Here is a 23,199-nt window from a genome sequence, read left to right as displayed (position 1 = left end):
TATATTGGATAAAAGGATATGTATTTACATAATTTTAAAATGGAATGCGTAAAGAAACGGTCACATGATCCTGTTTTTCGCTGTTTGATTGGTTGGGTATGCGCGCAAAACCTTTGCCGTAGTCGGCAGAAAGCTGCCATTTGTCCGCCTTGCCCAAATTCAAACCTGCCACTAAGCCCATGGCGCGTTGCGAACTTTCGTGATGATTTTTGGCAACGCCGATGTCTGCGCCCAGATAAGGTTCGATATAGATGCCGTGGGGCGTATTGCGGCGGAAATAAACGGTATTGCTCAACAGGACTGCGCTGCTTGCGCTTAAAGAAGTCGAACGGAAACCGCGTACATTTTGATAACCGACGATGTCCATTTCTTTGGCGGCAAACAAATCATGCGGGCTATATTGGGCATCGATTTGGTGATGGTTGCGCACGATCCATTTGCCCAATAGGCGGTTTTGAATCAAATTGCTTTGCAAGGATACAGAGGTATAGCGCTTGTCAAACGGCGTATGTTCGGTATTTTTCGCAAATCCTTGTTCCACGCCGATATTGTTGAGCCAAATGCCGTTTGGCAGGATGGCCGTGTGCGACAGGCCGACTTGTGCCGAATAGATTTCCGGGCTTTGCAATTCCAGTTTGCTGTCGGCAAATTTTGCAGTCTGTTTCACATAGTCGATACCGACATAGGCGGAGGCAATGTGTTTTTGACTGCGTGAGAATACTCGGTCTGCTTTGATTCCTGCTGCTTTGGATTGGGAGCGGTAGGCGTAGCGCGTTACGCTGGGCGTTAAGATGCTTTGCGATTGCGACGCGGCGGCGTAAGTGCTGAATGTCCATGCGCCATAAGGAACTTGGTAGAACAGGCTGCCGCCGCGACTGTAATGGCTGTCGTGGTTGTTTAGATTGGTGTAGCCGTTTAGATAAAGGGAGTCGCTCAATCCCAACGGGCTGCCGATATTCAGGCTGCCGCGCAGTGTTGTGGTATTGGGTTTGCTGCCTTTATTGTCGATGGTGATGCTGCCGCCCCAATGTTTTTCGGCATCGTTGTTGAGTTGGATGGAGGCGGTGCCGTCATCATGCGGATAAACATCGATGCTGACGTTGTTGCCGGCAACATGGTTTGCCTGTTCGATACCTTGGTCGAGGTATTGGATGTTCAGCGGTTTACCTTGATGATTGGGGAAGAGGGTATTGACGTTGACCGTACGGGAGCTGCCGGTAATTTCACGGATTTTGCCTTCGATGACGGCCAATTTCAGGACGCGTTCAGGCGTGGTTTCAAATTTGATTTGCGTGTGCGGATAGCCTTGAGCGATATACTCGGCAACGATGTCCCGGTTCAGTTGGTTGATGCTGTTTTGATTGATGCATTTGGGGAGCTTGGCTTCAATCTTTTTGGAATCGATGAGGGTAATACCGGAAAGTTCGATACCGGTGTAATCCAAGCATTCGGTATTGTTTTCAGACGGCCCTTCTTGTGCAACTGCGTCGTTATCTTGTTTTTTCTGTAAATCCCATGCCGACTGCTCGCGTTTTTGGATTTCGACCGAATGAATCTGATCGAGATTGTCGCGGAAGTCTTTGTCGAATTGGTTGGGTACGTTTTTATCGATTTGATTAAGCGGATTCGGTGTATTGGCCGCATAGGCGTTTAGCGCGGAGAGAATCAATACGGGCAGGGGAAGAAGGCGGGATTTATACATGGTGTCGTAATTTTATAGGGATAATAATTGGGTTTATTTTATCGAAAATAGCTGCTTGGGGCGTATCGGTTTTTATCCTTGTCTGCAATCAGGGTTTATTAAGCAACAATGGGATAAATTTTTATGATAATACCATAAAAATATTAAGGGAATTTAAATAACAAAAACCTGCCTTTGAAAAAGCAGGTTTTTTCAGACGGCCTGTGAGCCGTTAAAGATTTTGCAAACGCTCGACAGAAGGCGCGTAGTAGTAAGCACCTGATACGGCTTTAGACAAATATTTCAGCAGTAAGTCGGTTTTGCCGTCTGCATCGCCGAACATATTGAGCAGCTGAACTTCAATATTGTGCAGCGTGTTGCAATAGGAAGTGAACATCAAACCATGTTCGCCGCTGATTTTGCCGAAGGGCAGGCTGCGGCGGACAATTTTCAAGTCAACGCCGTTTTCTTTGACATTGACGCGGCCGAGATGGGAGTCGGGCAGGCGCACGTCTTCGCTGAATTCATCATTGGTTTCTTTGCTGCGGCCTACGCTGGCTTCTTGTTCGGCAGTAGGGACGGCATCCCATTTTTTCAAATCGTGCAGGTATTTTTGCAGCAAAACATAGCTGCCGCCGGCATCCGGTTTGCCTTCGGGAATAATGGCGACATTGCGCACATTGTCATCGCCCTGCGGATTTTCCGTACCATCGACAAAACCGTCCAAACCACGGTCTTCATACAGGCGCAGGCCGTGTTCTTCAGTGGCTACGCGGATGCTGTCTCCGAATGCGCTGAAAACAGATTGTGCCAAGGCATAGGCGGCTTTTTGCTCGGTGGCTTGAATGTGGATATAGAGATCGTGTTGGGTGGAGGGGGCGAGGCCGTTGCCCAATTCAGGGAAAGGTTTGATTTCGCTGCCTTCGTCAGTATGGCCGAACGATTGCCATGCGCGGCTGCCAAAGGCAATGGTCAAACCCAAAATATCATTTGGAAAACGGGTTTTTAATTTGGCCAGAGCCTCCAAAGAAAGACGGCAGGCGGATTTGATGTCTTCGTTGCGGCCGTCTGAAATGTCTGCTTCGATAAAAATACCGGCTTGTGCGTGATCAGGAATAATAGCTGATTGAGGGTGGCTCATGATGATTCCTTTCAAAATATTATGGGTTTTTACGTGGGGGATTATACACTGAAAGTTTCAGACGGCCTAAAATCTGCCTTTTGATTTTTTAGGGCGGAAAGGCATGTTTGGCAAGATGTTTTTTGTGAGCGTCATTCTATTGCAAGTGTTTACATTCGGGCTCGGGCGTTCGCTGCAATGGCTGTTTGCGCCTTGGATTGGCAAAGTCGGCAGACGTTGGCTGATGGGTATTTCCTATTTCATTACAAACGGCTTGTTGGTCGGCTTGCTGCTGGAGTTGGGACATATAATGTTCCGCGTGGTGGCGTTTTGGATGGTAATCTTACTGTTTGTGATGTATGCCGCGTTGGCGACATTTATCCTGTATCTTTTGCTGCGCCGTTTTATGGCGCGCCAACCGCTGTCACGAAGTCTGCGGCTGTTTGCACCTTTGTTTGTGGCCGGTTTACTCGGTTTTGGGATGTATAACGCCTATACGCCCGTGGTCCGCCATCAAACCGTATTCATCAATAAGAAAATGGATAAGCCGCTGCGTATCGGAGTGGCCAGCGATTTGCACTTGGGGATTTTGTTTGGCACGCGTCAATTGGACAAACTGACGGACATCATGAAGCAGGAACAAGTCGATATGGTGTTGCTGCCGGGCGATTTGATGGACGATACCGTCGATGCGTACTTGAAAGAAAACATGAAACCGCATTTGCAGAAGCTGGCTGCGCCGATGGGCGTTTATGCCACTTTGGGAAATCATGACTGGTTCCGCGATCAGAAGCGTATCAAACATGAATTGGAAGCGGCAGGTTTGACGGTTTTGGCCAATCAGGTTTTGGAAGTGAATGGTGTGTTGCTGGTAGGGCGGAGCGATGATTTGGATCGTAAACGCCCCAGTGCGGAGCAGCTTTTAGAAGGTCAAAATACCCAATTACCGGTTTTATTGATGGACCATCGCCCTACTTCAATCGGAGCCCATGCCCGGCTGCCGATAGATGTGCAGGTCTCCGGCCATGTCCACAACGGCCAAGTTGCACCTGCCAACCTTATCGTCCGTACGCTTTATCGTCTCGCTTATGGTTATGAAGCAATCGGCAACGGTCATTTCTTCACTACTTCGGGTTATGGCTTCTGGGGTATTCCCCTGCGTTTGGGTTCGCAATCAGAAGTGTGGGTGATTGACATCAAGTCAAAGCATTGAAATAGAAATATAAAATTCAGGCCGTCTGAATTTCAGACGGCCTTTTTTATGAAAATTGGGAAAAAATATTGAAATTGGATTATAATCGATGTTAATAAAATCAGCCACCGGTATGAGTGGCATCATAACTAGGGAACTCACTATGGGCATTATTAGTCTTGCACTTATCTTCGTATCAATCGCCGCCGTCTTATTGTATTTCAAACAACAGTTGAAAGACCGCAAAAAAGACTGCCGCGAATCCTTTGTCTCTTTGCGCATTGCACTCGATTGCCGACATCAGGCCGTCCGTCATGTATTGGATGCATACAGCAAACACCTGCAAGAGCAGGGCATTGCATCGGATCGAAACGTTCAGCAGATGTGTGCCGAAGTCGAAACCGCATTGGCGCAAACTGCCAAAACATTTTCCGAATCTAAAATCAAACATCTGTGCGAAGCCGAAACAGCATTGAATCATGCGCTGAAAAAATTGCAAACTGCCGTCAACGGCCTTTTGAAACAGTATCCTGATGAGCAATTGGCCGGTTTGATGGAAATGCTGGATGCAGCAGAAGCGGAAGTCGCATCGGCACGCCGCACTTACAACCGCAGAGCCGGAAGCTACAACCATCATTTGAACAAGCTGCCCAACCGCCTTGTCGCCAAGCCATTAGGCTTTGACAAGCAGGCAAGATTGGTTCGTTTTACGGAAAACCAAACGCAACGAATGAGCAGCAATTTATTGGCTTAAAAATTAAGCAGTTTGCTGAATAAGTGATGCACAAAAGGCCGTCTGAAATATTAATTTCAGACGGCCTTTTGTGTGCTGTTAATGAAAAGCACTTAGGCTTTTGCCAATTTATTGGGCAAAGCGGATCAGGCTGTCGGCAAGCTTATCAGCTGCAGTTTCATAACCTTGTGCAGAGAAGTGAACGCCGTCTTTGGCTGCCAAGCCTTGAGCCATCCAGTTTTTCATACTGCATGCTCCGCCCATCGCATCCTGCCAAGACCAAAACATGATTTTTTCGTCACGGGCAACGCGTTGCTGCATTTGTTGTACTTCGCTGAGCAAGACAGGACGGTTGCCGCAGCTGCCGTAGGCGGTTTTCAAAGATTCCGGAGCACCGAGGATCAGGATACCTGCGTTGGGCAGGGTGTTTTTGATTTGACGGATGTAATTGCGCCATGTCCGCTCGGTAGAGGAAATATCGAGGTTGCCGGAAAAGGCTTCGTTGGTACCGTAGGCAAGGATGATTAAATCGGCTTTGGTTTGTGCCAAATCTTCCCACATACCCGGCCGCCATTTTGACCATTGAGATAACTGTGCGCCGTTGATGCCCATGGCGGAAACGGTTACGCCGCGTCCGGGGCGTTCGATATTAATGAAACCGATTTGCCAAGGCATGCTGCTGCTTAGGGTCATCGGCAGGGAAGCATTGGTACGTATCAGTTGCCAACCGTTTTGTGTGGCAGGGATTTCGCGGCCGTTGACGGTCAGGGTTTGCTCGGACCAAACCGGTTTGCCGAAAATGGAGATTTGTTGCATATCCATGCTGCCGTCGGCTGCGCTTAAGGTAACGCTGCCGCCATCGGCGCGTGCTTCAATACCGCCGAAAGAAAAATCGCTGTGTGATTTGCGGCTGCTGATGGTGTTCCAACCGCTGCCGTTGTAACGGACGGTTGCCATGCGCTGGCCTTTGACAGTGTTGGGATAAACCCAACCAATGCCGCCGTTGCCCCATTGTTGTTGCAAACGGCGACGCAGGCGGTCGGTGAAATAGTCGCCGGCGGTGTGGGAGTCGCCAACTTGGATAATGCGGAATTTGCCGTCTGAAGTATGGTTGAGCTGTTGCAGTTTGTTCAGCCAGGTAGGGTGGTTGGAGCCGTAGTTGCTTAACAGGCCGTCATTGGTTGCGCAGGCGGTAATAGGGAGTGCGAGAAGCGTGAGGAGTAAGGTTTTATTAAATTTCATGGTTGTGTATCGTGTGTAAAATTAATTTTTTCCATAATTTTTCCGGCCAATAGCTTTTGGCCTTCTGCGGAAAAGTGAATGCCGTCCTTGCTGCGGTAACGGATGATTTTTCCATCTACTTTGACAGAGTCGGCATATTCTTCTGCGCCATTGCTCAACAGTTTGTCAGTCGGCAGCCAAATGGCTTGAGGCGATACTGTACCCGACAGGATTTTGTCGAGGTAGCGCATCTGTTCGTTGAGCTTGGCTTTTTTCATGTAAGGAATGCCCAGCCAAATGACTTGGACATCATGTGCGGAGGCTGCATCAAGAATACGGCGGACGCGGTTGAGGTATTCTGCCTCCCATTCGGGGGAGGCGAACTTCAGGTATTTTTTACCCATCGGGAAATCCCAAGGGTCGTTAGGGCCTAAGAATACAACCAAAACGCGGATGTCGGGTTCTTTTTGCAAAGTTTGTTCGATGGTTTTCGGCCAGTCGAAGAAGTTGGGGTAGGACAAACCAGTGCTTTGTTTGCTGAGGTTGACTGATTGTACGCCATATTCTTGCTTGAGGTGTTTTTGTACGAAAGGTGCAACGCCCTGCATCAGCGAGTCGCCGGCAAAGAAAACTTTATTGCCTTTTTTCAACACGACCTGTGTTGCCGACTGATCGTCCTGATTGCTTGGATCGCTGGCTGTGGTATCTGTATTGTTAGTCGCATCGGAAGCAGCAGAGTCTTTTTGATTGTCGGATACTTCAATGTTTTCCGTATTTTCAGACGGCCTTGTTGTTTCAATATCAGAGTCTTCTGAAGCTAAAGCGTCTTCTGCTTCCAGCGAAGCTTTCAGGCCGTCTGAAAATTCGTAGGCTTTTTGTTGCCAATCTGCACCGATACGCCACCAAGTGTATTCGGATAAAGGCTCAAGCGGGCTGTTTTCATGATAGGTCTGCTGCCAATAGGCATTGATGGAGTTTTGGGCAAACCACGTCAGTGCAACCGCACTGAGCAGAATAGAAACAAACAGGGAGATAAAGCGTTTCATGTTCTGCTCCTTAGAAATTGGCGTAAATAAAACCGGGAATGCCGGACGGGGCGAAGACGATAATCAGGGCGAGAATAAGCGTGATGGGGATAAACCACAGCCATGCAGGCAGTTTGTCCAAGCCTTTTACCGATGCTTCAAATAAGCGAAGCAAATACGGGTACAGCAAAAGCATCATCGCAAATACACCCAGCAACATGAGGTCGGTCGGCAGAGGCGCGTTCCAACCTTTGTCATTGGCAAATAAGGCGCTGAACAGCATTTCCGTATCGGCAAGCGTTGCGCTGTTGAACACGACAAAAGCGAAACAAACGAAATGGAAGGTAAACAGCCAGGCAAGCGGTTTGCCGATTTTCAGACGGCCTAAGGCATTGCGGCCGACGATTTTGTCTCCGCAGTTAAGGAAGACCAAAGCCGCACCGTGCAACGCGCCCCAAATCAAAAAGCTCCAACCGTAGCCATGCCAAATGCCGGAAAGCAACATGGCAATCATTAGGTTGAGCTGGGTGCGTCCGAAGCCTTTTTTGCTGCCGCCCAAAGGGATATAGATATAGTCGCGAATCCAAGTGGACAGGCTGATGTGCCATCTGTCCCAGAAGTCGCGGATGTTGATGGCGCGAAGCGGCGCGGCAAAGTTTTTCGGCAGTTGGAAGCCGAGCAGCATGGCCAAGCCGATGACCAAATCCGAGTAGCCGGAAAAGTCGAAAAAGAGTTGGAAGGTGTAGCCATAAATCGCAGACAACACGCCCCAGCCGTCGAACTGAGCCGGATTTTCAAAAACAGGCGATACCCAGCCTTCCGCCAATACGCCGGCAAGCCACCACTTTTTGGCAATGCCCAACACAATCAGGCCGACCGCCAAAGCCGGATAAATCAGCTGGCGTGCCTGTTTGGTGCGGATTTGCACCAATGCCCCCGCTTGTTCGCCGTCTATGCTTTTAAAAGCGGTCGAACGGATAATCGGGCCGGATGTGATGGTGGGGAAGAAGCTCAGATGCAGTAGTAGCTCGTGCCATTCAAAACGGTCTCCTTTAGGCTCGCGGTAGCAATACACCAAGTAAGCCAGCGATTGGAATGTGTAATAAGACAAGCCCAGAGGCAAAAGGATGTCGATGACGGCGCTTTGCCCCGTATATTGCTGAATAATCGGGCGGAAAAAGTCGAAATATTTGAAGAAACACAAAACAGTCAATGCTGCCGAAATACCGCAACCCAGCCAAAATTTGCGGATATTCTCGTTTTCAGAAAACATCAGCACGCTGATCAGGTAAACCACAGACGAGTAAACCAAAATCAGCGCGGCAAAAATAGGGTCGATACGGTAAAGCCAGCCCAGCCCGGCAACCAAAAGTAAAACGTTTTGAACTTGCGGCAAACGTGCAAATGCCCAGTACACTGGCAAAAATACGATAAAGAATACCGCAAACTCAATAGACAGCAACGGCATGACAATTCCTTGATGTGTTTAAACTTTCAAACTTTTCGATTGATTGTTATTTTTTGGCGTTAAGTTTGGCGCGGACGACTTCGACTACCGCAGGTAAAATCGAAATCACGATGATTGCCGCCATGACTAAGCCCAGATTGTTTTTGACGACGGGGATATTGGCGAAGAAGTAGCCTGCATAGGAAAACGACAATACCCACAACACTGCGCCGATAATGTTGTAACGGATAAACGTCCCGTAGTGCATATCGCCCATACCTGCGACAAATGGCGCAAATGTCCGCACAATCGGCACAAAGCGCGCAATGATGATGGTTTTGCCGCCGTGTTTTTCATAGAACGCATGGGTTTTTTCTAAATACGAACGTCGGAAAATTTTGGAATCCGGGTTGGCAAACAGTTTTTGTCCAAAATACTTGCCAATCATAAAGTTGGCCGCATCGCCTAAAATGGCGGCCGCTAAGAGCAGCAATACCATGACGTGGATGTTCATACCTCCGATGGCCGCAATACCGCCGGCGGCAAACAGCAGCGAGTCGCCGGGCAAAAATGGCGTTACGACCAAACCGGTTTCGCAGAAAATCATAACAAACAAAATTGCGTAAATCCACGGGCCGTATTGGGCGGAGAGGTGGACAAGGTGTTGGTCGATATGGAGGATGAAATCAATAAGGGTAGAAATCACTAAGGTTCCCCAAATAAAAAGGCCGTCTGAAAAAGAACAGACAAATGTTTCGGCGAGAAGTTCGACATTGTAAAACCAAAGCGGAATAAAACCAATGCCGTAAGCGCGTCAAGATATGTTTAGAAGTGCAGATATGTTGCAGGTATAGGCTTCAGACGGCCTTTATCCTTGATGGTGGACGGCAAAACAACGTAAAATAAAGCCGATTTCAACCTAACCGGTGCGCCTTTGTGAACCAGCTCATCTTCGATTTTGCCAGCCATGATTATCCCGGCTTCGACAAATTTCTGGGAACAGAAAATGCCGAGCTGGTGTATGTGTTGCAGCACAAACATGGGCAATTTATCTATGTGTGGGGAGAAGAGGGCGCAGGCAAAAGCCATCTCTTGCAGGCGTGGGTCGCACAGGCGCTCGATGCCGGACGAAATGTCCTCTATATTGATGCCGCCGCCACGCCGCTGACAGAAGCCGCGTTGGATGCGGAATATCTTGCCATTGACCAAATCGAAAAGCTTAATAATGAAGAACAGGCTTTACTATTTGCCATCTTCAACCGCTTCCGTAACAGCGGCAAAGGCTTTTTGCTTTTGAGTTCCGAATATACGCCGCAGCAACTCGTTATCCGCGAAGACCTGCGCACACGCATGGCGTATTGCTTAGTTTACGAAGTCAAACCGCTGACCGACCAGGAAAAAATCGATGCGCTCGTCAGCATGGCGGCCGCCCGTCAGGTAACCATCGATCCGGAAATCTTCGAATACCTGCTGAACCATTGGCGGCGTGATATGGACAGTCTGATGCAAATGCTCGATACCCTCGACAACTACGCCGTCATGATGGGCAAGCGCATTACTTTGCCGCTTTTGCGCCAGCTTTTAAAACAACAGGAAACCCAATGAAAAACCTTGCCATTTTCGACCTCGACAATACCTTGATCAATACCGATTCGGATCACTCCTGGCCGCAATACCTGATTAAAAAAGGCATAGTCGATGCGGCTGAAACCGAGGCGCAAAATGAAAAGTTCTACCAAGACTATCAAAACGGTTGTCTTGATATTGATGCCTTCCTCAAATTCCATCTCGCGCCTTTAGCCCGTTTCAGCAAGGAAGAATTGGCTGATTTTCATCGCGAGTTTATGGCCGAATATATTGTTCCGCATATTTCTCCGATGCAGCGTATGTTGGTGCAAAGCCATCAAATGGCGGGCGACGAAATGTTGGTTATTTCTTCGACCAACGAATTCATCATTACCCCAATCTGCCATCTTTTCGGTATTCACAATGTTATTGGCACACAGCTTGAAACCGGAGAAGACGGCCGATATACCGGCAACTATGTCGGTACGCCCAGCCTGAAAGAAGGCAAAATTACCCGATTGAACCAATGGCTTGCCGAGCGCGGCGAGACATTTGAAAGCTACGGCAAGGTTTATTTTTACAGCGACTCCAAAAACGATTTGCCGCTGTTGCGTATCGTGGATGAACCTGTCGCCGTCAATCCGGATGCCGAGCTGGAAAAAGAAGCTAAAGCAAAAGGTTGGCCGATTTTGAATTTCAAATAACGACGAATCAGGCTGTCTGAAATATTTAACCTAACCACAACCCTAATAAGGACTAAAACATGAAAACGACTAAACTCCTCGCCTCAGCCCTGTTGTTTGCCGCTGTATTCGGTACCGCACAAGCAGCCGATACAGAAACTCTGGAAGCCATGAAAGCGCAAAACGGCAGCGTTAAAACCGTTTTGATGGATGTTTTCACGACTCCTGCCGGCAACGTTGACCGTGTGAATATCATTCAATCCAGCGGTAATCCTGAAATGGACGAACGCGCAGTGAAAAGCGTTTCCAAATATCCTTATCCGAAACGCAAAACCGCATCTAAATACCAACACACCGTCACTTTTGAAACCAATGTTGAAGTAATCAACAACTGATTCGGATGTAAGGCCGTCTGAAAAACAGAAGGCGTTTTGATGGGGAAATTCCCTGTCAAAACGCCGTTTTATTCTTTAAACAAGTATAACCAAAATTGCCGTAAAACCACACGCTCCGGTGCTATACTGAAACAAATAAACCGCTTTATCACACATCATGTCTCCCCGTCCAGTTACCATTACTTCCTACAATATGCACAAAGGCATGTCTGCGCTCAATCGCAAAGTGCAGGTCAACCGCATGGCTGACGCGTTGGGTGCATTGGGTTCGGACGTTTTGTTTTTACAAGAAGTCCAAGGGCAACATCTCAACAGAAGCCGCCGTACCGACTTTCCCGATGCGCCGCATTATGACATCATCGGCGACAGCCTCGATTATCATCGCAGCTACGGCAAAAATGCCGTCTATCCGAAACGCCACCACGGCAACGCCATTCTCAGCCGCCTGCCGCTGAAAACGGAAAACAACCTCAACATCAGTGTCAACAAACTCGAACAACGCGGCCTGTTGCATTGCGAAGTCGTGCCTGAAGGTTGGGAAGACTCGCTGGTGTGTTTGTGTGTCCACCTCAACTTGCGCGAGCCGGACCGCCTCAAACAATACCGCGCCATCAGCGACTACGTTGGCCGATACATTCGTCCGGAAAGCCCGTTGATTATCGCCGGCGATTTCAATGACTGGCGGCAGAAATCAGCGCGTGAGCTTGGCAGGGTATTAGATTTGAACGAAGTATTTGTCGATAATACAGGCAAACGCCCCAAAACCTTCCCTTCGCGCCTACCCATCCTCAGTCTCGACCGCATTTACACGCGCAATCTTGACGTCATCGATTCTGAAATCCACAACAGTAAAGACTGGCAGCATTTGTCAGATCATCTGCCATTGAGCGTAACGGTTAGGCCGCATCGTAAAATGAATATGAAATCAGATAGAAAAATGTAAGGCTGCAATCTTTTTTAAAGCACTATTGGCAATGTATCGAAAGAAAAAAGTGTTTTATTCTGATATTTGATATAAAAACAGGCCGTCTAAAATTTTTCAGACGGCCTGTTTAAGTTTATAAAAAAGCGCAAACCTTTTTATATCAAAAGTTTGCGCTTCAAATCTGGTGGAGGCGGGGTCAATCGTACTTTGAACTTAACTTATTGATTTAAATATAATCATGTTCTTGTTTGCGGTAAAAGTTACCCCAAAAGTTACCCCAAAACTTTAAGGTAGGGGCATTTTTTTGGCACTATTTACCCCTTGCTAGATTGTCAGTTTAAGCTGTTTGGGTGGCAGGGGCAAAAATATTTTGTGGCATTTCTGCCAAGCTGTGAAATATGGTCTGATTGTAACACCGGTAATCACGCGCCGTCTTGTGGGCTGGTGCTTGCTTTATTTTCCAGCCGTCCGATATTGCCTTTCGGTCTGCTTTTGTCTGTATCAGTTCTGCCGTTCATTTGCCCGCAAAAGAAAGCGTATATATACAAAAAAACGCAAAAATCGTTTGTTACCTTGTTACCAATGGCTGAAACCCTTGTCATTCGTGGCTTTCGTGGTAACAAAATACATATCTTAACCTTGTTACCATTTGTTACCGCTCCTGTTTTTTTAATGTAACCATATGAATATAAAAGGGTAACAAGTGGTAACAAATCGGTAACAAGTAAATTTATGTTCATTTGTTACCGTTTTTTCTGTGTTTTTATATTTATATTCATATAGTTATAAATGTTAAGTTTTGTGGTAACAAAGGTAACAAGTGATTTTGTCTCGCGCATATGGTTTTATCTTTTCGCGTGTCTTGGTCTCCTTTCCTTTTTATGGGCTCCAAAAATTCAAGGGCTACATTATTACGCGCGTATTAGTATAAAAAAACGTCAGGAAACATAGCTGTAGGCTTATGCTTCATTATTACGCGGGCGCGCATTTGGTCTTTGCTGGAAGCGGGGGGGTATTCATAAGAACACATCTACCTCACTATTACTCGCGCGCGCGTATTGGTGTCGAAATTATTTATCTCTCATCTGTTTTTGTTGGTCATAGCGGAAACAGGGCGTAATTGCGCTGTAAGCGCGTTTTGTTGATTTGGTAGGGGTAGGTATAGGGTAGGGTGTGAATAGCTCTAATTTTTGAGATTTAGGGGCTTCCTGTCGATTTTATGCGTCATGGTTGGTCTGCCTGAATGTTTAGACGTAAAAAAGCCCGCCTGTGTTGGTCATGGCGGGCTTGGTTAGGATTTTGGAATTAACCCCATGTAAATGATTAGTCGTCCAGTTCTATATTTGTAGCTAAAACATGAAACCAGCCGTTACCTTTCCGCTGGTGTTGGTAGCCTCTGTTTTTGTGGTTATATTTCAACAATCCATTATCTACTAATACGCGGCAAACTTTCGCTTCATCGAAACTTTGGGCGATTTCATCGGCAAAGACACGGCGGATTACCCATAATTCCAATTTTTCCCCCTCCTGTTTCCTATATCCTGCATGGTCTTTATTGGTGCTTTTATCGCTCCATTCCATAAACCGCGTGCCTAACGCGTGCTGGGCGATAAAATCTTCTGCCTGCTCAATGATTCGGCGGTCTTCGTGTTTTCCTGCTCCGTTGGCTTCCAGCCATTCATCAAAGCATTTTTTCACGCCTGCCATGCCTACACCTACGGGCAAGCCGGTAACAGGGGCGGCAAGTTCCAAAGCAGCGGCGGCGATAGCAAAGCGTTTTGCTACTCTTCGCGCCTGTCCTGATAATTCGGGAATGGTTGCCATAAATGCGGCCATGCGCTCCGTTGCGTGCTGTTTGGCTTGTTCTAGGTCGTCTAAAAGCTGTCGGATAAATAGTCTTCCTGCCGTTCCGTGATATTTTTCTGTTGATTGGGCGATATGCTCACTCAACAATGCGCCATCTTCAAATCCGTGCAATGTGTCATAAATGCCGTATTGCGCGGCGGCTCTGATACTAGGCAGGCGGGCGGCTTGTCCTGCGTTCCAATCGCCCTTATGGTGCTTCAAGATGGAATCGGGGGTCTTTTCGCCGGTGGAAAACATCATCACTTTCCAGCGGCTTAAAGCGCGGTTCCCGCCTTGTTTTGCGCCTTGCACTTTGTTGATACCGTTCATAACGCTATAAACAGTATCGCCGATAACGTGCGGGCTTGCCTGTCCTATTTCGTCCAACACCAGCAAGCCATCATTACGGGCGGCGGCTGTGTTGGAAAAGCCTATTTTCGTACCGCTCCAAGATAACAGGCTGCCTGATGGTTTGCCCCATACGCTCAAGGCTACTTTTGCGGCTGTGGTTTTGCCGTCTGAAGAATCGCCCATCAAGTGGAAGCCCCCCGATTCTTCGTTTAACAGGGAAAGCAACGGGGCGGCAAATGAAGCTCCCAAAGCAAGGCACAAACGGCTATTTCCTACTGCATATCGGGCTATGTTTTGTTGCCAGTCGGTAAGCTCTCCGTTCGGCTGATATGCCTTTGCTTGGCTGGTGTCGCCGTTGTAGATAATGGCGGGGTCTTTGTCGGTCGCTGTGATGGTTTCCCCGCTGGGCATAATGTAGCTGTCTTCGTGCCAGCCTGCGCGGTCGGTAATAGTAAAGGCTGTCTGGCTTCCCTCTTTCTGCAAATAGTCTGCCAGTTTTCGCCTTTTTGTTGGGTTGCTCTCAATGAATAAGCCGTAAAACCCCAAACGCTCCCAGCATTTCCCACCGGCAATTTCTGCTTGTGGCAGGGCGGCGGTCTTATGCCGGCGTGTGATTTTGTCTTTAAACTTGATAATCCGATAATACGCGCCGTCATTGTCTTGCCCCGTGCCTATGATGTCGATAGGGTCGGAAAGCAATAGCGGCTCTGCTTCGATAATATCGCCGTCTTTGTCGGTTCTAACGTTTATCCACCATACGCCCCGATTATCGGTGTCAAAGCGTGGGTGTGGGCGGAATGGCTCGATATTCTCAAGGTTGTAGTCTTTGGTGCTTTCCTGCTTCGCTGTTTCGGTATTTTTCATGCTGTCTGTCCTCCGAAATGATTGTCTGATCGCTTTTTCTCGTTCAGTTCGTCCAGTGCGTCATAGCCTGCTGTTTCACTCTGCCATATGCTCGCCTTGATTCCCTGCTTAATGGCTCGCATTGCCAAGTCATAAGCGGCTCTGTAACCAACAGGGCGGGGCGTGTCGTTATCGGCAATAATTGCAATTTCTTTTATACCGTTCAGAAAGTGAAAATTTGCCATGCTGTTTGCGCTCAAGGCCGCGTATAAGCCCCAATCGTAAGCCTTACACAATTCACGGGCGGCAAGGGCGGTTTCTATGCCCTCTGCAATGACAAGACGGCCATTTTCAGGAATCGGGAACAAGTGGACGGCTTGCCCCGATATGCTGCCTTTCTTGCGGCTTCTCATTTTCTTGGCCGGTAATGTTTCGCCCGTTTCAGGGTCTTTGATTGCCAGTTTCTGATAGCGCGGGGTGTGTAGTCCGTCCTCTCCGCATTGCTTGTCATAGCTCGCCTGCAAATAGGTCAGGTGCAAGCCTTGTAGCTCCTCGTCCATATCGCGGATAGCGCAAACCATACACGGGAAACTACCAAGCAAAAGCGGCTTATCCGCGCCCGTTGTCCAGTAGTCTTTTTCAGGTAGGAAACGGACGTTTTCGGGTAAATGCGCCATGTCCAAACCGCGTGATTTCAAATACTGGATAACAGGGGAATCGGGGCGGATAGGCTCAGTGCGTCTCCACAATGCGGCCAGTTTCTCGATTTGGTCTTTTTCGGGGCGTGGTTGCGCTTGTGGGCGTTTGGGCGGTATCGACAAAGGGTTTGCATTGTCCATGCCTAAAATGCCAGCAACGGTGCGTAATGCCTCGTCAAAATTGCAATTCAGAAAATGCATAACCAGCCCAAAACCGTTTCCGCCGCCCACTCTGTCCCCATCTTTCCAATGTGTGCAAAAAAATGTGCCGTTTCCGTCCTCGTCGTCATATCTGAAACGGTCATGCCCATCATTACACGCGGGGCAGGGCTGGTGTTTGTCGCGTAAAAACTTAGGGTCTATGCCGATTGCCCTGTGGATTTCCTGCCAGCGGTATTGCGCGGCTGCTCTGATTTCTTTGTATGTTGGTTTCATTTTCCTACCTCCTCGAATCTGTCCATAGCTTCGCGGGCTATGACTGATACAGTATGAATCGCCTCTTTTTGGCTTGCTCCGTCATTCACAATCAGCAAGATAGTGCTTACAACGTCCACCGCTACGATTGCTTTCTCTTTGTTGTTTAGTTGGTTTGCCAGCTTATCCATGATGGTTTTCATTGCTCTGCCTCCTCTGATACAGGTTCTAAAACGATTCCGGCTGTCGGGTCTGTTTCCCATATTGCGGGCGTTTCCGGCTCTGGTTGCTCCGTGTCGGCGTGGGCGGGGCTGGTTACAGGCTCGGATTACCAAAGCCAAAAGCAACACCCAAAACACCAGCAAGGCGCGGTTTAAATACCGGCGGAAACGGTCAGATTTATTGGTCTGTTTCATGGTTTTATCCTTTGCTCTGCCTCCGGTGTTTCAAAACATGAATCTAATAAAATCAATTAGTTATGAAAACACTAGGGCGAAGTTTGCCCTATGCCGTCTGAAATAGGCGGCATAAAGGCGGGTAAATTTCAGGGAATAGGTGGGCTTAACCGGCGTGGGTTACGCTGTAAGCAGCCCATTCTTTCAGGCCGTCTGAAATGGAATTGATAAAGGATTTACAGGCTAAGATGGCCGCGCCTTGTGATGGATAGATACCAAGTGGGCGGGCAATAGATGAACAGGCCTTTAAATCGTCAAAGTAGGCGATAGGCTCGTAAACAATGGCGGCAAAGCCTGAAGCATGGCAAGTGGAAGCCATAGCAGCGGCTTGATTTTGAATGGTTTGGATTTGGGTAGAAGTGCAAGATTGCATTTGAAATGCTCCTATGTTTTTTGTGAGATTTGAGAAATGCCCGAAATAAGGGGGCGGTGCTCTCACTGGACATAAGAAACCAGCCTGCGCCTTGCGGTTGGCAGACACCGCCATAAACTTTGATACGCCGTCCAAAGCCTGTGAATAGGCTTCAAACGCCATAGGGGAAAATGGCGATAAAAAATCAGCATTGCCCTGCTGATTTGGGCTTATGTTTTTTGTGAGAGAAACTAAATTCTGCTTCTCAAGGCTCAATCTGTCAAATGGTTTTTTACGTGGTTAGACGGCGTTATGACTTACTCTTTTCCGACACCAGCAAAGAAAACCGCCCGCGTTTCACGGTTTCGCCATATTGGTTTTGGATTTCTTCCATCGTGGTAACGATGTTATGCCCCGCTTGGCGAAGCTCCATAATGCGCGTGTTATAGCCAAGTATGCCCATCTGTGCCAGCTCCCATGATGTAACGCTCCCTTTTCTCAATCGGGCTAAAATGCGCTCTCTTTGGCTTGGCGTTTTGGGCTTGTTATTGATACAATCAAGTTTCATAATCTACTCTTCTTTCTACCGTCTGAATGTCCGTTCAGGCGGTTTTATTTTTCAAAAATTAGGTCTTGAGTTACCATCGCGCGCGCGGGCGCGTATTGGTCCGAAAACTCCTGTTCTCCTTTCATTAGCTTGCCTGTTCTGTAAGCCATTTCTTCACTTCTCCTGCTACATAAAAGCGGCTGCGCGTGCCTGTGATTTGGCGTGATTGCGGGAATTGTCCTGCTGCCTCCAGTCGTCTGATTTGGCTGCTGCTCAAGCGAGTGATTCCGCGCCGTCCTTTCGCTTGGCTTGTCTCAAGTTCTGCAATAGTTAATTGCGCGGTATCAGGTAAGCTGTCGATATTGATAATGTGCATTTATTGCCTCCGTTTGGTTAATCGTGCCTGCGGGTTGCTGGCGTTTCGGTAGGCATAAATATAGCCGCCTCAATGGGCGGCTTTCGAGAGAGAAAAAAATGAGAAAAAACTCTCTTTTAATTTCAAAATTTACTTAGGTTATTTTTGTTTCTTTTTCATATGTAATTGATACATATCTATAAAATCATCTTCAAATTCTATTACCTCATTCATTTCTTTGCGTTTAATGTCATATCTATGCATGAAAGGGTTTGCCACTGCTTCCAATAATAGATTAGCTTTTGGTAATACACTGTCTTTGATTGTGGACTTATCGGGAAACCATTCTTCCCCTGTTTTTGGGTTGATAATGGTTTCTGTACCGTCGCCAAATAGTAAGAATAACAGTTCTTCATGCGTGAAGCTTTGGTCAGTGTATTCCCCCCAAATCAGCAAATCTAGGCATGGCAATACTCTGAAACGGTTTAGGCTTTCTATTTCTGCCTCGCTAAATGTTCTTGCTATGTTGTCTTTTTTGCTTCTAGGGATATAGCCGTCGTAAAGTTGAAATGCTCTGTATCGTTGCAAGAAATACTCAAACATTTCTTTTAGCTCATCATCGGTATATTCTTGGAAATTAATCAGCACCGGCGTGAAACAATTATATGCCCCTGCTTTTTTTTCATATCTGAATTGCCCTAGTTCAGGTAATTGAATCCCAATAGTAGAAATTGAATCTATTAGCATTTCTTCTCCGTCAGAATCGACAATTTCAGCCCTATATCTTGCTGTTCCATTAAAGCAAGAGAGAAAGGAAGGCTCAGGGAATGTTGTCTCTAAGTCTTCAAATGGTCTTTTGTACATATCATCAGAAATTAGATTCTTGCCTAATGGAAGCCCTCTAGAATCTCTTGGAATATCAGTATTGCCTAAAAACAGTGATTGCCAAGAGTTTATGCAATCATCGTTTATGCCATACCCTAAAGCTGGATTACTGGCATATTCTAAATTCTCATTGTAGTGGTAAATTTTATGTTCAAAAGCGATTGCCCAATCTTCCCGCCCCCATTGGTAGGTCTCTTCATACTTGGAAATATCAAACCATTTAGGGCAATAATCATGAGTATTCATTTTTAGCTCTGTTTCCAGTATCAGGCAATCGCCTCAATTCCCTTGTTCTTGACGATGGTAAGTAGCTTCAAAGCTGCGCCGCTCGGCTTTTTAATGCCCCGCTCCCATTCGGAAACTTGGTTTTTACCGATGTTTAGATACATGGCAAAAGCGGCTTGTGATAATGCTTCGCGCTCTCTGATTGCCTTGATGTCTTCGCCGCTCAATGGTTTGATTTCGGTCAGGCATGATTTGTCAAAATCGCGCATGGTTTTTTTGTCGATAATGCCGATGTCGTGCAAACCTTGCATGGTTTCATGTATCGCTGCGAAAATCTCGCTTTTGTATTTCATGGCTGTATCTCCGTGAAAGTGCCGTTTGATTTGGCTTGTTCTATGTCGGTTTCCGTCATTGCCAAGATGATGGCGGCGGCTTTCTTTAATTCTGCAAGTTCTTTATCTGTGATGTTTTCGCGGTCGTTCTTGGCAAAGGCGGTCATGAAAAACGCCCGTTCTCCATGCCTGAAAAATATCAGGCTACGATAACCGCCGCTTCTGCCTTGTCCTTGCCTTGCTATGCGCTGCTTAATAACACCGCCGCCTAAATCTGCGTCTATCAGTCCGTCATTTGCCCGCTCTACTGCTTCTATTAGCTCGGAATCGCTGATTTTGTGTTTCTTGGCAAATTTCGTTATCCACTGGTTTCTAAATATCCGCATGGTTTTCTTTCGTAATGCTTAAGATGATAGTTTATTCTGCCGTTTCCTGCAATATGCCTGAATGTGCTTTCAATTCATCGAGATAATCAGCCCATTTTTGAACCATATCGGCGCGCTGTTCTAAATATTCCGCATGGTTATAGGCTGCCCTTGTCGTGTTGGGGTCTTTGTGGGCTAGTTGCCGCTCTACCCAATCAGCGTTATAGCCCATTTCATTCAATATCGTGCTGGCTGTATGCCTAAAGCCGTGCTGTGTGGTTTCTTCCAAGAATCCTAGACGGTCTAATGCTTTCCGTATCGCCCCCTCGCTCAAGGGCTGTTTTTTGCTGGTGTTACAAAATACATATTCATAATGCCCCGTTACGGGTTTCAAGCCGTCCAGTATTGCTAAGGCTTGGCGGCTCAAAGGTACGATATGGTCTATCTTGTTCTTCATGTTTACGCCGTCTTTATAGTATTGCTGCTCCTCCCAATCAATTTCACGCCAGCGCAATAAACGCAATTCGGAAGGGCGGGCAAATACATAAGGGGAAAGCTGTAATAGGGCGCGTGTTTGCGGAAAGCCAGCGTAACCGTCAAAAGCCCGTAACATCTCGCCTATCCTTTGCGGGTCTTTAATGAAGCGGTAATGTTTCTGTTCCACCTTTGCCAGCTCTCCCCGTAATTCGGCGGCGGGATTGAACAGGCTCAAGCGAAGTTTCACGGCATATTTGAAAACTTGATTTACCACGTCATAAACTTTCTGTGCCGTGTCATATTTTCCCGCCGATTCCAGCCTCTGTAACAGTCCTAAAACCTCAAGCGGCATGATTTCGTCTATTTTGCGTGTTGCAAGGTCAGGGAAAATATGAAGCTCAAGGCTGCGGATAACTCTTTGTGCATGGTCGGGCTTCCATTTATTCGGCTTTGTTACTTGGTCGCTATGCCATTTGCGCGCGATAGCCTCAAATGTGTTTTTTAGCTGCTCTGCCTGCCTCTGTGCTTTGTCTTGCTGGTGTAGCTTAGGGTCTATCCCTTTTGCTATCAGCCCGCGTAATTCTTCGCGTTTTTCCCTTGCTTCTTTTAAGCTGATTTCAGGATAAACACCCAGTCGCATTTCATCGCGTTTGTTGTCGCCCGGCCGGTAGTAACGAAAACGCCAGTATTTGCCGTTTCCCCTTGCTTGAAGATATAACCCTCCGCCGTCTGATAATTGATTCGGCGGTTGTAGTTTTTTGCATTGGCTATCTGTAAGCGGTAGCGTCTGTTTAGGCATTTTTAATCCAGTTTGGGGTAACTTTTAAAAACTCATCAAGCCATTGTTAATAATAGGTTTTATGGATTTTTTGGGTAACTTGTTTAAAAAAATAGGGCTAATTTGCCCACTTTTCGGGCTTGTTTTTTGGGTAATTCCTGAAAAGTTACCCTAAAAGTTACCCCATAAATGATGAAAACTCAAGCATACGCCAGCATATTTGAGGCAATAAAAAAGCCTTGAAACCGTTATGGTTCAAGGCTTTATGCGTATTACAGGATACTGCTGAAAATTGGGTATGGTGGAGGCGGGGGGAATCGAACCCCCGTCCGAAAGTCCTCTACAGAGCGTTCTACATACTTAGTTGTGTCTATTTAGAATCTCGTCCTCATCATGCCGACCAACAGGCCTTCAGAGAACCAGTTACCTTAAATCTCGTTTTCTGCCAAGTAACCCGACAGAAAACCAGTCAATGTAGAATGACGTTGCGGTAGCTTGCGCTACACAGCCCATTGACCAACTGCTGCAACGGCAGGCCTTAAGCGGCCAGTGCGTAAGTTTCGTCGTTTGCGACTATTTAAATTCAGTGTTTAACGGGAAATCTGAGACCCCGGTATGCCCGCATCTGCTTTGCAACCCCCGTCGAAACCAAGATCGCCCCCAGATAGGAAAGGTCGATTATACGCATGTCAGCAGGCTTTGCCAAGTTACTGTTTGATGAAAAAGGCCGTCTGAACAGCGGTTTGCTTTTTCAGACGGCCTCTTTGTTTAGGTTTATTGACGGTAGTTTTGCAGGAAGCGTTCGAGTTTGCCCATGGCCTCTTCAATTTGATGAACGGGAGGAAGGGTAACGATACGGAAGTGGTCGGGGCGTATCCAGTTGAAGCCTGTACCTTGGACGAACAAGACTTTTTCACGTACGAGTAAGTCGTAGATGAATTTCATGTCGTCGTGGATGCTGTACATTTCGGTATCGATTTTTGGGAACATATACAATGCACCCATGGGTTTGACGCAGGATATGCCCGGAATCTGGTTGACCAGTTCCCATGCTTTGTTGCGTTGCTCGAGCAGGCGGCCGCCGGGGAGGAGGAATTCGTTGATGCTTTGGTATCCGCCCAAGGCCGTCTGAATGGCGTGTTGCATGGGTGTGGTGGCACAAAGGCGCATAGACGAGAGCATATCCAAGCCTTCGATATAGCCTTTTGCATGATGTTTCGGGCCGTTGAGCACCATCCAGCCTTGGCGGAAACCGGCCACGCGGTAGGCTTTGGAGAGGCCGTTAAAGGTAATGGTCAGCAAGTCGGGAGCAAGGGCGGCGATATGGTGGTGTACGGCGTCGTCGTAGAGGATTTTGTCGTAAATTTCGTCGGCAAAAATAATCAGGCCGTGTTTGCGCGCCAATTCGGCGATTTCGAGCAGGATTTCTTTGCTGTACACCGCGCCTGTCGGGTTGTTGGGGTTGATGACGACGATGGCTTTGGTTTTAGGCGTAATTTTGGCTTCCATATCGGCCAGGTTGGGGAACCAGTTGTTTTCTTCGTCGCATAGATAATGGCGGACGGTACCGCCTGCCAGTGTTGCGGCGGCGGTCCACAAAGGATAGTCCGGTGCGGGAATCAGGATTTCATCGCCGTCGTTGAGCAATGCCTGCATGGACATGGTGATCAGCTCGGACACGCCGTTGCCGATGTAAACATCGTTGACGGTAACGTCGAGCAGTCCTTTGGTTTGGTAGTAGTGGACGATGGCTTTGCGTGCGGAGTAAAGGCCTTTGGAGTCGCAATAGCCTTGCGAAGTCGGCAGGTTGCGGATGACGTCAACCAAAATTTCGTCAGGCGCTTCAAAGCCGAACGGAGCCGGATTGCCGATATTGAGCTTGAGGATTTTGTTGCCTTCTTCTTCCAGTTGCAGGGCTTTTTTGTGAACTGGGCCGCGAATATCGTAGCAAACGTGATCCAGTTTGGATGATTTAGGGAATTTCTCCATGATGTGTGTTCCGTAAAATTGTTAACAATGGGATAAATGTACTCTTTTTGTGGGTAAATTAAAAGGGTTTCAGACGGCCGAGGCTTACTTATTGCGCGCTTCAGCACGGCGAACCGTCACGCTTTTGCCGCCTATGCCCCAGTTGTCCATATCGATTTCGTCAATAACGACGACGGTTGTCTCAGGATTTTTGTTGAGAACGCGTGAGAGTAACTCGGTAACGCCGCGGATTAATTCGGCTTTTTGCTCTGCACTCGGGGCTTCGCTGCCGCCGGTTACTTTGATGTTGACGTAAGGCAT

General features: G+C 47.5%; 25 protein-coding genes and 1 other RNA gene. 6 read left to right on the top strand and 20 right to left on the bottom strand.

The window, feature by feature from the left end; genetic code table 11:
* Nucleotides 1–34 precede the first annotated feature (34 nt).
* Nucleotides 35–1,702: a ShlB/FhaC/HecB family hemolysin secretion/activation protein gene (locus tag CYJ98_RS05055; RefSeq protein ID WP_101755583.1), complete on the bottom strand. Its 1,668-nt coding sequence runs from the start codon at nucleotides 1,700–1,702 to the stop codon at nucleotides 35–37.
* A 211-nt stretch (nucleotides 1,703–1,913) separates the two neighbouring features.
* Nucleotides 1,914–2,822 carry a Dyp-type peroxidase gene (locus tag CYJ98_RS05050; protein WP_101755582.1) on the bottom strand — a complete coding sequence of 303 codons (909 nt, stop codon included), beginning with the start codon at nucleotides 2,820–2,822 and terminating at the stop codon, nucleotides 1,914–1,916.
* Between the two features lie 103 nt (nucleotides 2,823–2,925).
* On the opposite strand from CYJ98_RS05050, the gene CYJ98_RS05045 reads away from it, so the two are divergent.
* Nucleotides 2,926–4,014: a metallophosphoesterase gene (locus CYJ98_RS05045; protein ID WP_101755581.1), complete on the top strand. Its 1,089-nt coding sequence runs from the start codon at nucleotides 2,926–2,928 to the stop codon at nucleotides 4,012–4,014.
* A gap of 142 nt (nucleotides 4,015–4,156) precedes the next feature.
* Nucleotides 4,157–4,747, top strand: a complete 591-nt coding sequence (locus CYJ98_RS05040; RefSeq protein WP_101755580.1) for a LemA family protein — start codon at nucleotides 4,157–4,159, stop codon at nucleotides 4,745–4,747.
* 108 nt (nucleotides 4,748–4,855) lie between these two features.
* On the opposite strand, the gene CYJ98_RS05035 is transcribed toward CYJ98_RS05040, so the two are convergent.
* The 5 genes from CYJ98_RS05035 to CYJ98_RS05015 form a co-directional block, all read right to left on the bottom strand.
* A complete protein-coding gene (locus CYJ98_RS05035) occupies nucleotides 4,856–5,968 on the bottom strand; it encodes an SGNH/GDSL hydrolase family protein (protein WP_101755579.1) in 1,113 nt (370 codons plus the stop codon).
* Nucleotides 5,965–6,993: a peptidoglycan O-acetyltransferase PatB gene (gene patB, locus CYJ98_RS05030; RefSeq protein WP_101755578.1), complete on the bottom strand. Its 1,029-nt coding sequence runs from the start codon at nucleotides 6,991–6,993 to the stop codon at nucleotides 5,965–5,967. The genes CYJ98_RS05035 and patB overlap by 4 nt, the downstream gene beginning before the upstream one ends.
* A 10-nt stretch (nucleotides 6,994–7,003) precedes the next feature.
* A complete protein-coding gene (locus CYJ98_RS05025) occupies nucleotides 7,004–8,440 on the bottom strand; it encodes an MBOAT family O-acyltransferase (protein WP_101755577.1) in 1,437 nt (478 codons plus the stop codon).
* 46 nt (nucleotides 8,441–8,486) lie between these two features.
* Nucleotides 8,487–9,125: a DedA family protein gene (locus CYJ98_RS05020; protein ID WP_101755576.1), complete on the bottom strand. Its 639-nt coding sequence runs from the start codon at nucleotides 9,123–9,125 to the stop codon at nucleotides 8,487–8,489.
* 119 nt (nucleotides 9,126–9,244) lie between these two features.
* Nucleotides 9,245–9,388 carry a hypothetical protein gene (locus CYJ98_RS05015; RefSeq protein WP_004519870.1) on the bottom strand — a complete coding sequence of 48 codons (144 nt, stop codon included), beginning with the start codon at nucleotides 9,386–9,388 and terminating at the stop codon, nucleotides 9,245–9,247.
* On the opposite strand from CYJ98_RS05015, the gene hda reads away from it, so the two are divergent.
* From hda to CYJ98_RS04995, 4 genes are all read left to right on the top strand, one after another.
* The gene (hda, locus tag CYJ98_RS05010; protein WP_101755575.1) at nucleotides 9,356–10,024 is read left to right on the top strand and encodes a DnaA regulatory inactivator Hda; all 669 of its coding nucleotides are present in this window, start codon (nucleotides 9,356–9,358) and stop codon (nucleotides 10,022–10,024) included. The genes CYJ98_RS05015 and hda overlap by 33 nt on opposite strands.
* Nucleotides 10,021–10,689 carry an HAD family hydrolase gene (locus tag CYJ98_RS05005; protein WP_101755574.1) on the top strand — a complete coding sequence of 223 codons (669 nt, stop codon included), beginning with the start codon at nucleotides 10,021–10,023 and terminating at the stop codon, nucleotides 10,687–10,689. Before hda ends, CYJ98_RS05005 begins: the two co-directional genes overlap by 4 nt.
* Nucleotides 10,690–10,748: 59 nt before the next feature.
* The gene (locus CYJ98_RS05000) at nucleotides 10,749–11,063 is read left to right on the top strand and encodes a TonB family protein (protein ID WP_003747161.1); all 315 of its coding nucleotides are present in this window, start codon (nucleotides 10,749–10,751) and stop codon (nucleotides 11,061–11,063) included.
* Between the two features lie 157 nt (nucleotides 11,064–11,220).
* Nucleotides 11,221–12,006 carry an endonuclease/exonuclease/phosphatase family protein gene (locus CYJ98_RS04995; RefSeq protein ID WP_101755573.1) on the top strand — a complete coding sequence of 262 codons (786 nt, stop codon included), beginning with the start codon at nucleotides 11,221–11,223 and terminating at the stop codon, nucleotides 12,004–12,006.
* A gap of 1,305 nt (nucleotides 12,007–13,311) precedes the next feature.
* Here CYJ98_RS04995 and CYJ98_RS04990 read toward each other — a convergent pair.
* From CYJ98_RS04990 to CYJ98_RS04930, 13 genes are all read right to left on the bottom strand, one after another.
* Nucleotides 13,312–15,048: a DUF927 domain-containing protein gene (locus CYJ98_RS04990; protein WP_101755572.1), complete on the bottom strand. Its 1,737-nt coding sequence runs from the start codon at nucleotides 15,046–15,048 to the stop codon at nucleotides 13,312–13,314.
* Entirely contained in the window at nucleotides 15,045–16,160 is a 1,116-nt protein-coding gene (locus CYJ98_RS04985) for a DUF7146 domain-containing protein (RefSeq protein WP_101755571.1), read from the bottom strand. Before CYJ98_RS04985 ends, CYJ98_RS04990 begins: the two co-directional genes overlap by 4 nt.
* Nucleotides 16,157–16,555, bottom strand: a complete 399-nt coding sequence (locus tag CYJ98_RS04980) for a hypothetical protein (protein ID WP_244169019.1) — start codon at nucleotides 16,553–16,555, stop codon at nucleotides 16,157–16,159. The genes CYJ98_RS04985 and CYJ98_RS04980 overlap by 4 nt, the downstream gene beginning before the upstream one ends.
* 145 nt (nucleotides 16,556–16,700) lie before the next feature.
* Nucleotides 16,701–16,967 (bottom strand): hypothetical protein, encoded by a 267-nt coding sequence (locus CYJ98_RS04975; protein ID WP_101755569.1) that lies wholly within the window; start codon nucleotides 16,965–16,967, stop codon nucleotides 16,701–16,703.
* Nucleotides 16,968–17,256: 289 nt separating this feature from the next.
* Entirely contained in the window at nucleotides 17,257–17,514 is a 258-nt protein-coding gene (locus CYJ98_RS04970) for a helix-turn-helix domain-containing protein (RefSeq protein ID WP_101755568.1), read from the bottom strand.
* A 124-nt stretch (nucleotides 17,515–17,638) separates the two neighbouring features.
* Nucleotides 17,639–17,869, bottom strand: coding sequence for a helix-turn-helix transcriptional regulator (locus tag CYJ98_RS04965; RefSeq protein ID WP_049344708.1), 231 nt, complete (start codon nucleotides 17,867–17,869; stop codon nucleotides 17,639–17,641).
* Between the two features lie 138 nt (nucleotides 17,870–18,007).
* The gene (locus CYJ98_RS04960) at nucleotides 18,008–18,979 is read right to left on the bottom strand and encodes a DUF6387 family protein (RefSeq protein ID WP_101755567.1); all 972 of its coding nucleotides are present in this window, start codon (nucleotides 18,977–18,979) and stop codon (nucleotides 18,008–18,010) included.
* A gap of 20 nt (nucleotides 18,980–18,999) precedes the next feature.
* Complete coding sequence (locus tag CYJ98_RS04955) at nucleotides 19,000–19,311, bottom strand: helix-turn-helix domain-containing protein (protein ID WP_070460005.1); 312 nt, start codon at nucleotides 19,309–19,311, stop codon at nucleotides 19,000–19,002.
* On the bottom strand, nucleotides 19,308–19,676 hold the full coding sequence (locus tag CYJ98_RS04950; protein ID WP_101755566.1) for a type II toxin-antitoxin system RelE/ParE family toxin: 369 nt from the start codon (nucleotides 19,674–19,676) through the stop codon (nucleotides 19,308–19,310). Before CYJ98_RS04950 ends, CYJ98_RS04955 begins: the two co-directional genes overlap by 4 nt.
* A 31-nt stretch (nucleotides 19,677–19,707) precedes the next feature.
* The gene (locus CYJ98_RS04945; protein WP_101755565.1) at nucleotides 19,708–20,931 is read right to left on the bottom strand and encodes a tyrosine-type recombinase/integrase; all 1,224 of its coding nucleotides are present in this window, start codon (nucleotides 20,929–20,931) and stop codon (nucleotides 19,708–19,710) included.
* Between the two features lie 278 nt (nucleotides 20,932–21,209).
* Nucleotides 21,210–21,572, bottom strand: a transfer-messenger RNA (tmRNA) gene (gene ssrA / locus CYJ98_RS04940).
* A gap of 112 nt (nucleotides 21,573–21,684) precedes the next feature.
* Entirely contained in the window at nucleotides 21,685–22,899 is a 1,215-nt protein-coding gene (locus CYJ98_RS04935) for a pyridoxal phosphate-dependent aminotransferase (RefSeq protein WP_101755564.1), read from the bottom strand.
* Nucleotides 22,900–22,983: 84 nt separating this feature from the next.
* Nucleotides 22,984–23,199, bottom strand: coding sequence for a tautomerase family protein (locus CYJ98_RS04930; RefSeq protein ID WP_003682441.1), 216 nt, complete (start codon nucleotides 23,197–23,199; stop codon nucleotides 22,984–22,986).

Origin of the sequence: Neisseria perflava (genome assembly GCF_002863305.2) — a bacterium.
GTDB lineage: Bacteria > Pseudomonadota > Gammaproteobacteria > Burkholderiales > Neisseriaceae > Neisseria > Neisseria perflava_A.
The sequence above is the reverse complement of the archived record's forward strand: the minus strand, read 5'-3'. Positions and strand labels throughout refer to the sequence as shown.

Bases quoted from the DNA above. Each gene is read 5' to 3' on its own strand.
- CYJ98_RS05055 (WP_101755583.1), bottom strand. From the start codon at position 1,702: ATGTATAAATCCCGCCTTCTTCCCCTGCCCGTATTGATTCTCTCCGCG.
- CYJ98_RS05050 (WP_101755582.1), bottom strand. From the start codon at position 2,822: ATGAGCCACCCTCAATCAGCTATTATTCCTGATCACGCACAAGCCGGT.
- CYJ98_RS05045 (WP_101755581.1), top strand. From the start codon at position 2,926: ATGTTTGGCAAGATGTTTTTTGTGAGCGTCATTCTATTGCAAGTGTTT.
- CYJ98_RS05040 (WP_101755580.1), top strand. From the start codon at position 4,157: ATGGGCATTATTAGTCTTGCACTTATCTTCGTATCAATCGCCGCCGTC.
- CYJ98_RS05035 (WP_101755579.1), bottom strand. From the start codon at position 5,968: ATGAAATTTAATAAAACCTTACTCCTCACGCTTCTCGCACTCCCTATT.
- patB (WP_101755578.1), bottom strand. From the start codon at position 6,993: ATGAAACGCTTTATCTCCCTGTTTGTTTCTATTCTGCTCAGTGCGGTT.
- CYJ98_RS05025 (WP_101755577.1), bottom strand. From the start codon at position 8,440: ATGCCGTTGCTGTCTATTGAGTTTGCGGTATTCTTTATCGTATTTTTG.
- CYJ98_RS05015 (WP_004519870.1), bottom strand. From the start codon at position 9,388: ATGGCTGGCAAAATCGAAGATGAGCTGGTTCACAAAGGCGCACCGGTT.
- CYJ98_RS05005 (WP_101755574.1), top strand. From the start codon at position 10,021: ATGAAAAACCTTGCCATTTTCGACCTCGACAATACCTTGATCAATACC.
- CYJ98_RS05000 (WP_003747161.1), top strand. From the start codon at position 10,749: ATGAAAACGACTAAACTCCTCGCCTCAGCCCTGTTGTTTGCCGCTGTA.
- CYJ98_RS04995 (WP_101755573.1), top strand. From the start codon at position 11,221: ATGTCTCCCCGTCCAGTTACCATTACTTCCTACAATATGCACAAAGGC.
- CYJ98_RS04990 (WP_101755572.1), bottom strand. From the start codon at position 15,048: ATGAAAAATACCGAAACAGCGAAGCAGGAAAGCACCAAAGACTACAAC.
- CYJ98_RS04985 (WP_101755571.1), bottom strand. From the start codon at position 16,160: ATGAAACCAACATACAAAGAAATCAGAGCAGCCGCGCAATACCGCTGG.
- CYJ98_RS04980 (WP_244169019.1), bottom strand. From the start codon at position 16,555: ATGAAACAGACCAATAAATCTGACCGTTTCCGCCGGTATTTAAACCGC.
- CYJ98_RS04975 (WP_101755569.1), bottom strand. From the start codon at position 16,967: ATGCAATCTTGCACTTCTACCCAAATCCAAACCATTCAAAATCAAGCC.
- CYJ98_RS04970 (WP_101755568.1), bottom strand. From the start codon at position 17,514: ATGAAACTTGATTGTATCAATAACAAGCCCAAAACGCCAAGCCAAAGA.
- CYJ98_RS04965 (WP_049344708.1), bottom strand. From the start codon at position 17,869: ATGCACATTATCAATATCGACAGCTTACCTGATACCGCGCAATTAACT.
- CYJ98_RS04960 (WP_101755567.1), bottom strand. From the start codon at position 18,979: ATGAATACTCATGATTATTGCCCTAAATGGTTTGATATTTCCAAGTAT.
- CYJ98_RS04955 (WP_070460005.1), bottom strand. From the start codon at position 19,311: ATGAAATACAAAAGCGAGATTTTCGCAGCGATACATGAAACCATGCAA.
- CYJ98_RS04950 (WP_101755566.1), bottom strand. From the start codon at position 19,676: ATGCGGATATTTAGAAACCAGTGGATAACGAAATTTGCCAAGAAACAC.
- CYJ98_RS04945 (WP_101755565.1), bottom strand. From the start codon at position 20,931: ATGCCTAAACAGACGCTACCGCTTACAGATAGCCAATGCAAAAAACTA.
- CYJ98_RS04935 (WP_101755564.1), bottom strand. From the start codon at position 22,899: ATGGAGAAATTCCCTAAATCATCCAAACTGGATCACGTTTGCTACGAT.
- CYJ98_RS04930 (WP_003682441.1), bottom strand. From the start codon at position 23,199: ATGCCTTACGTCAACATCAAAGTAACCGGCGGCAGCGAAGCCCCGAGT.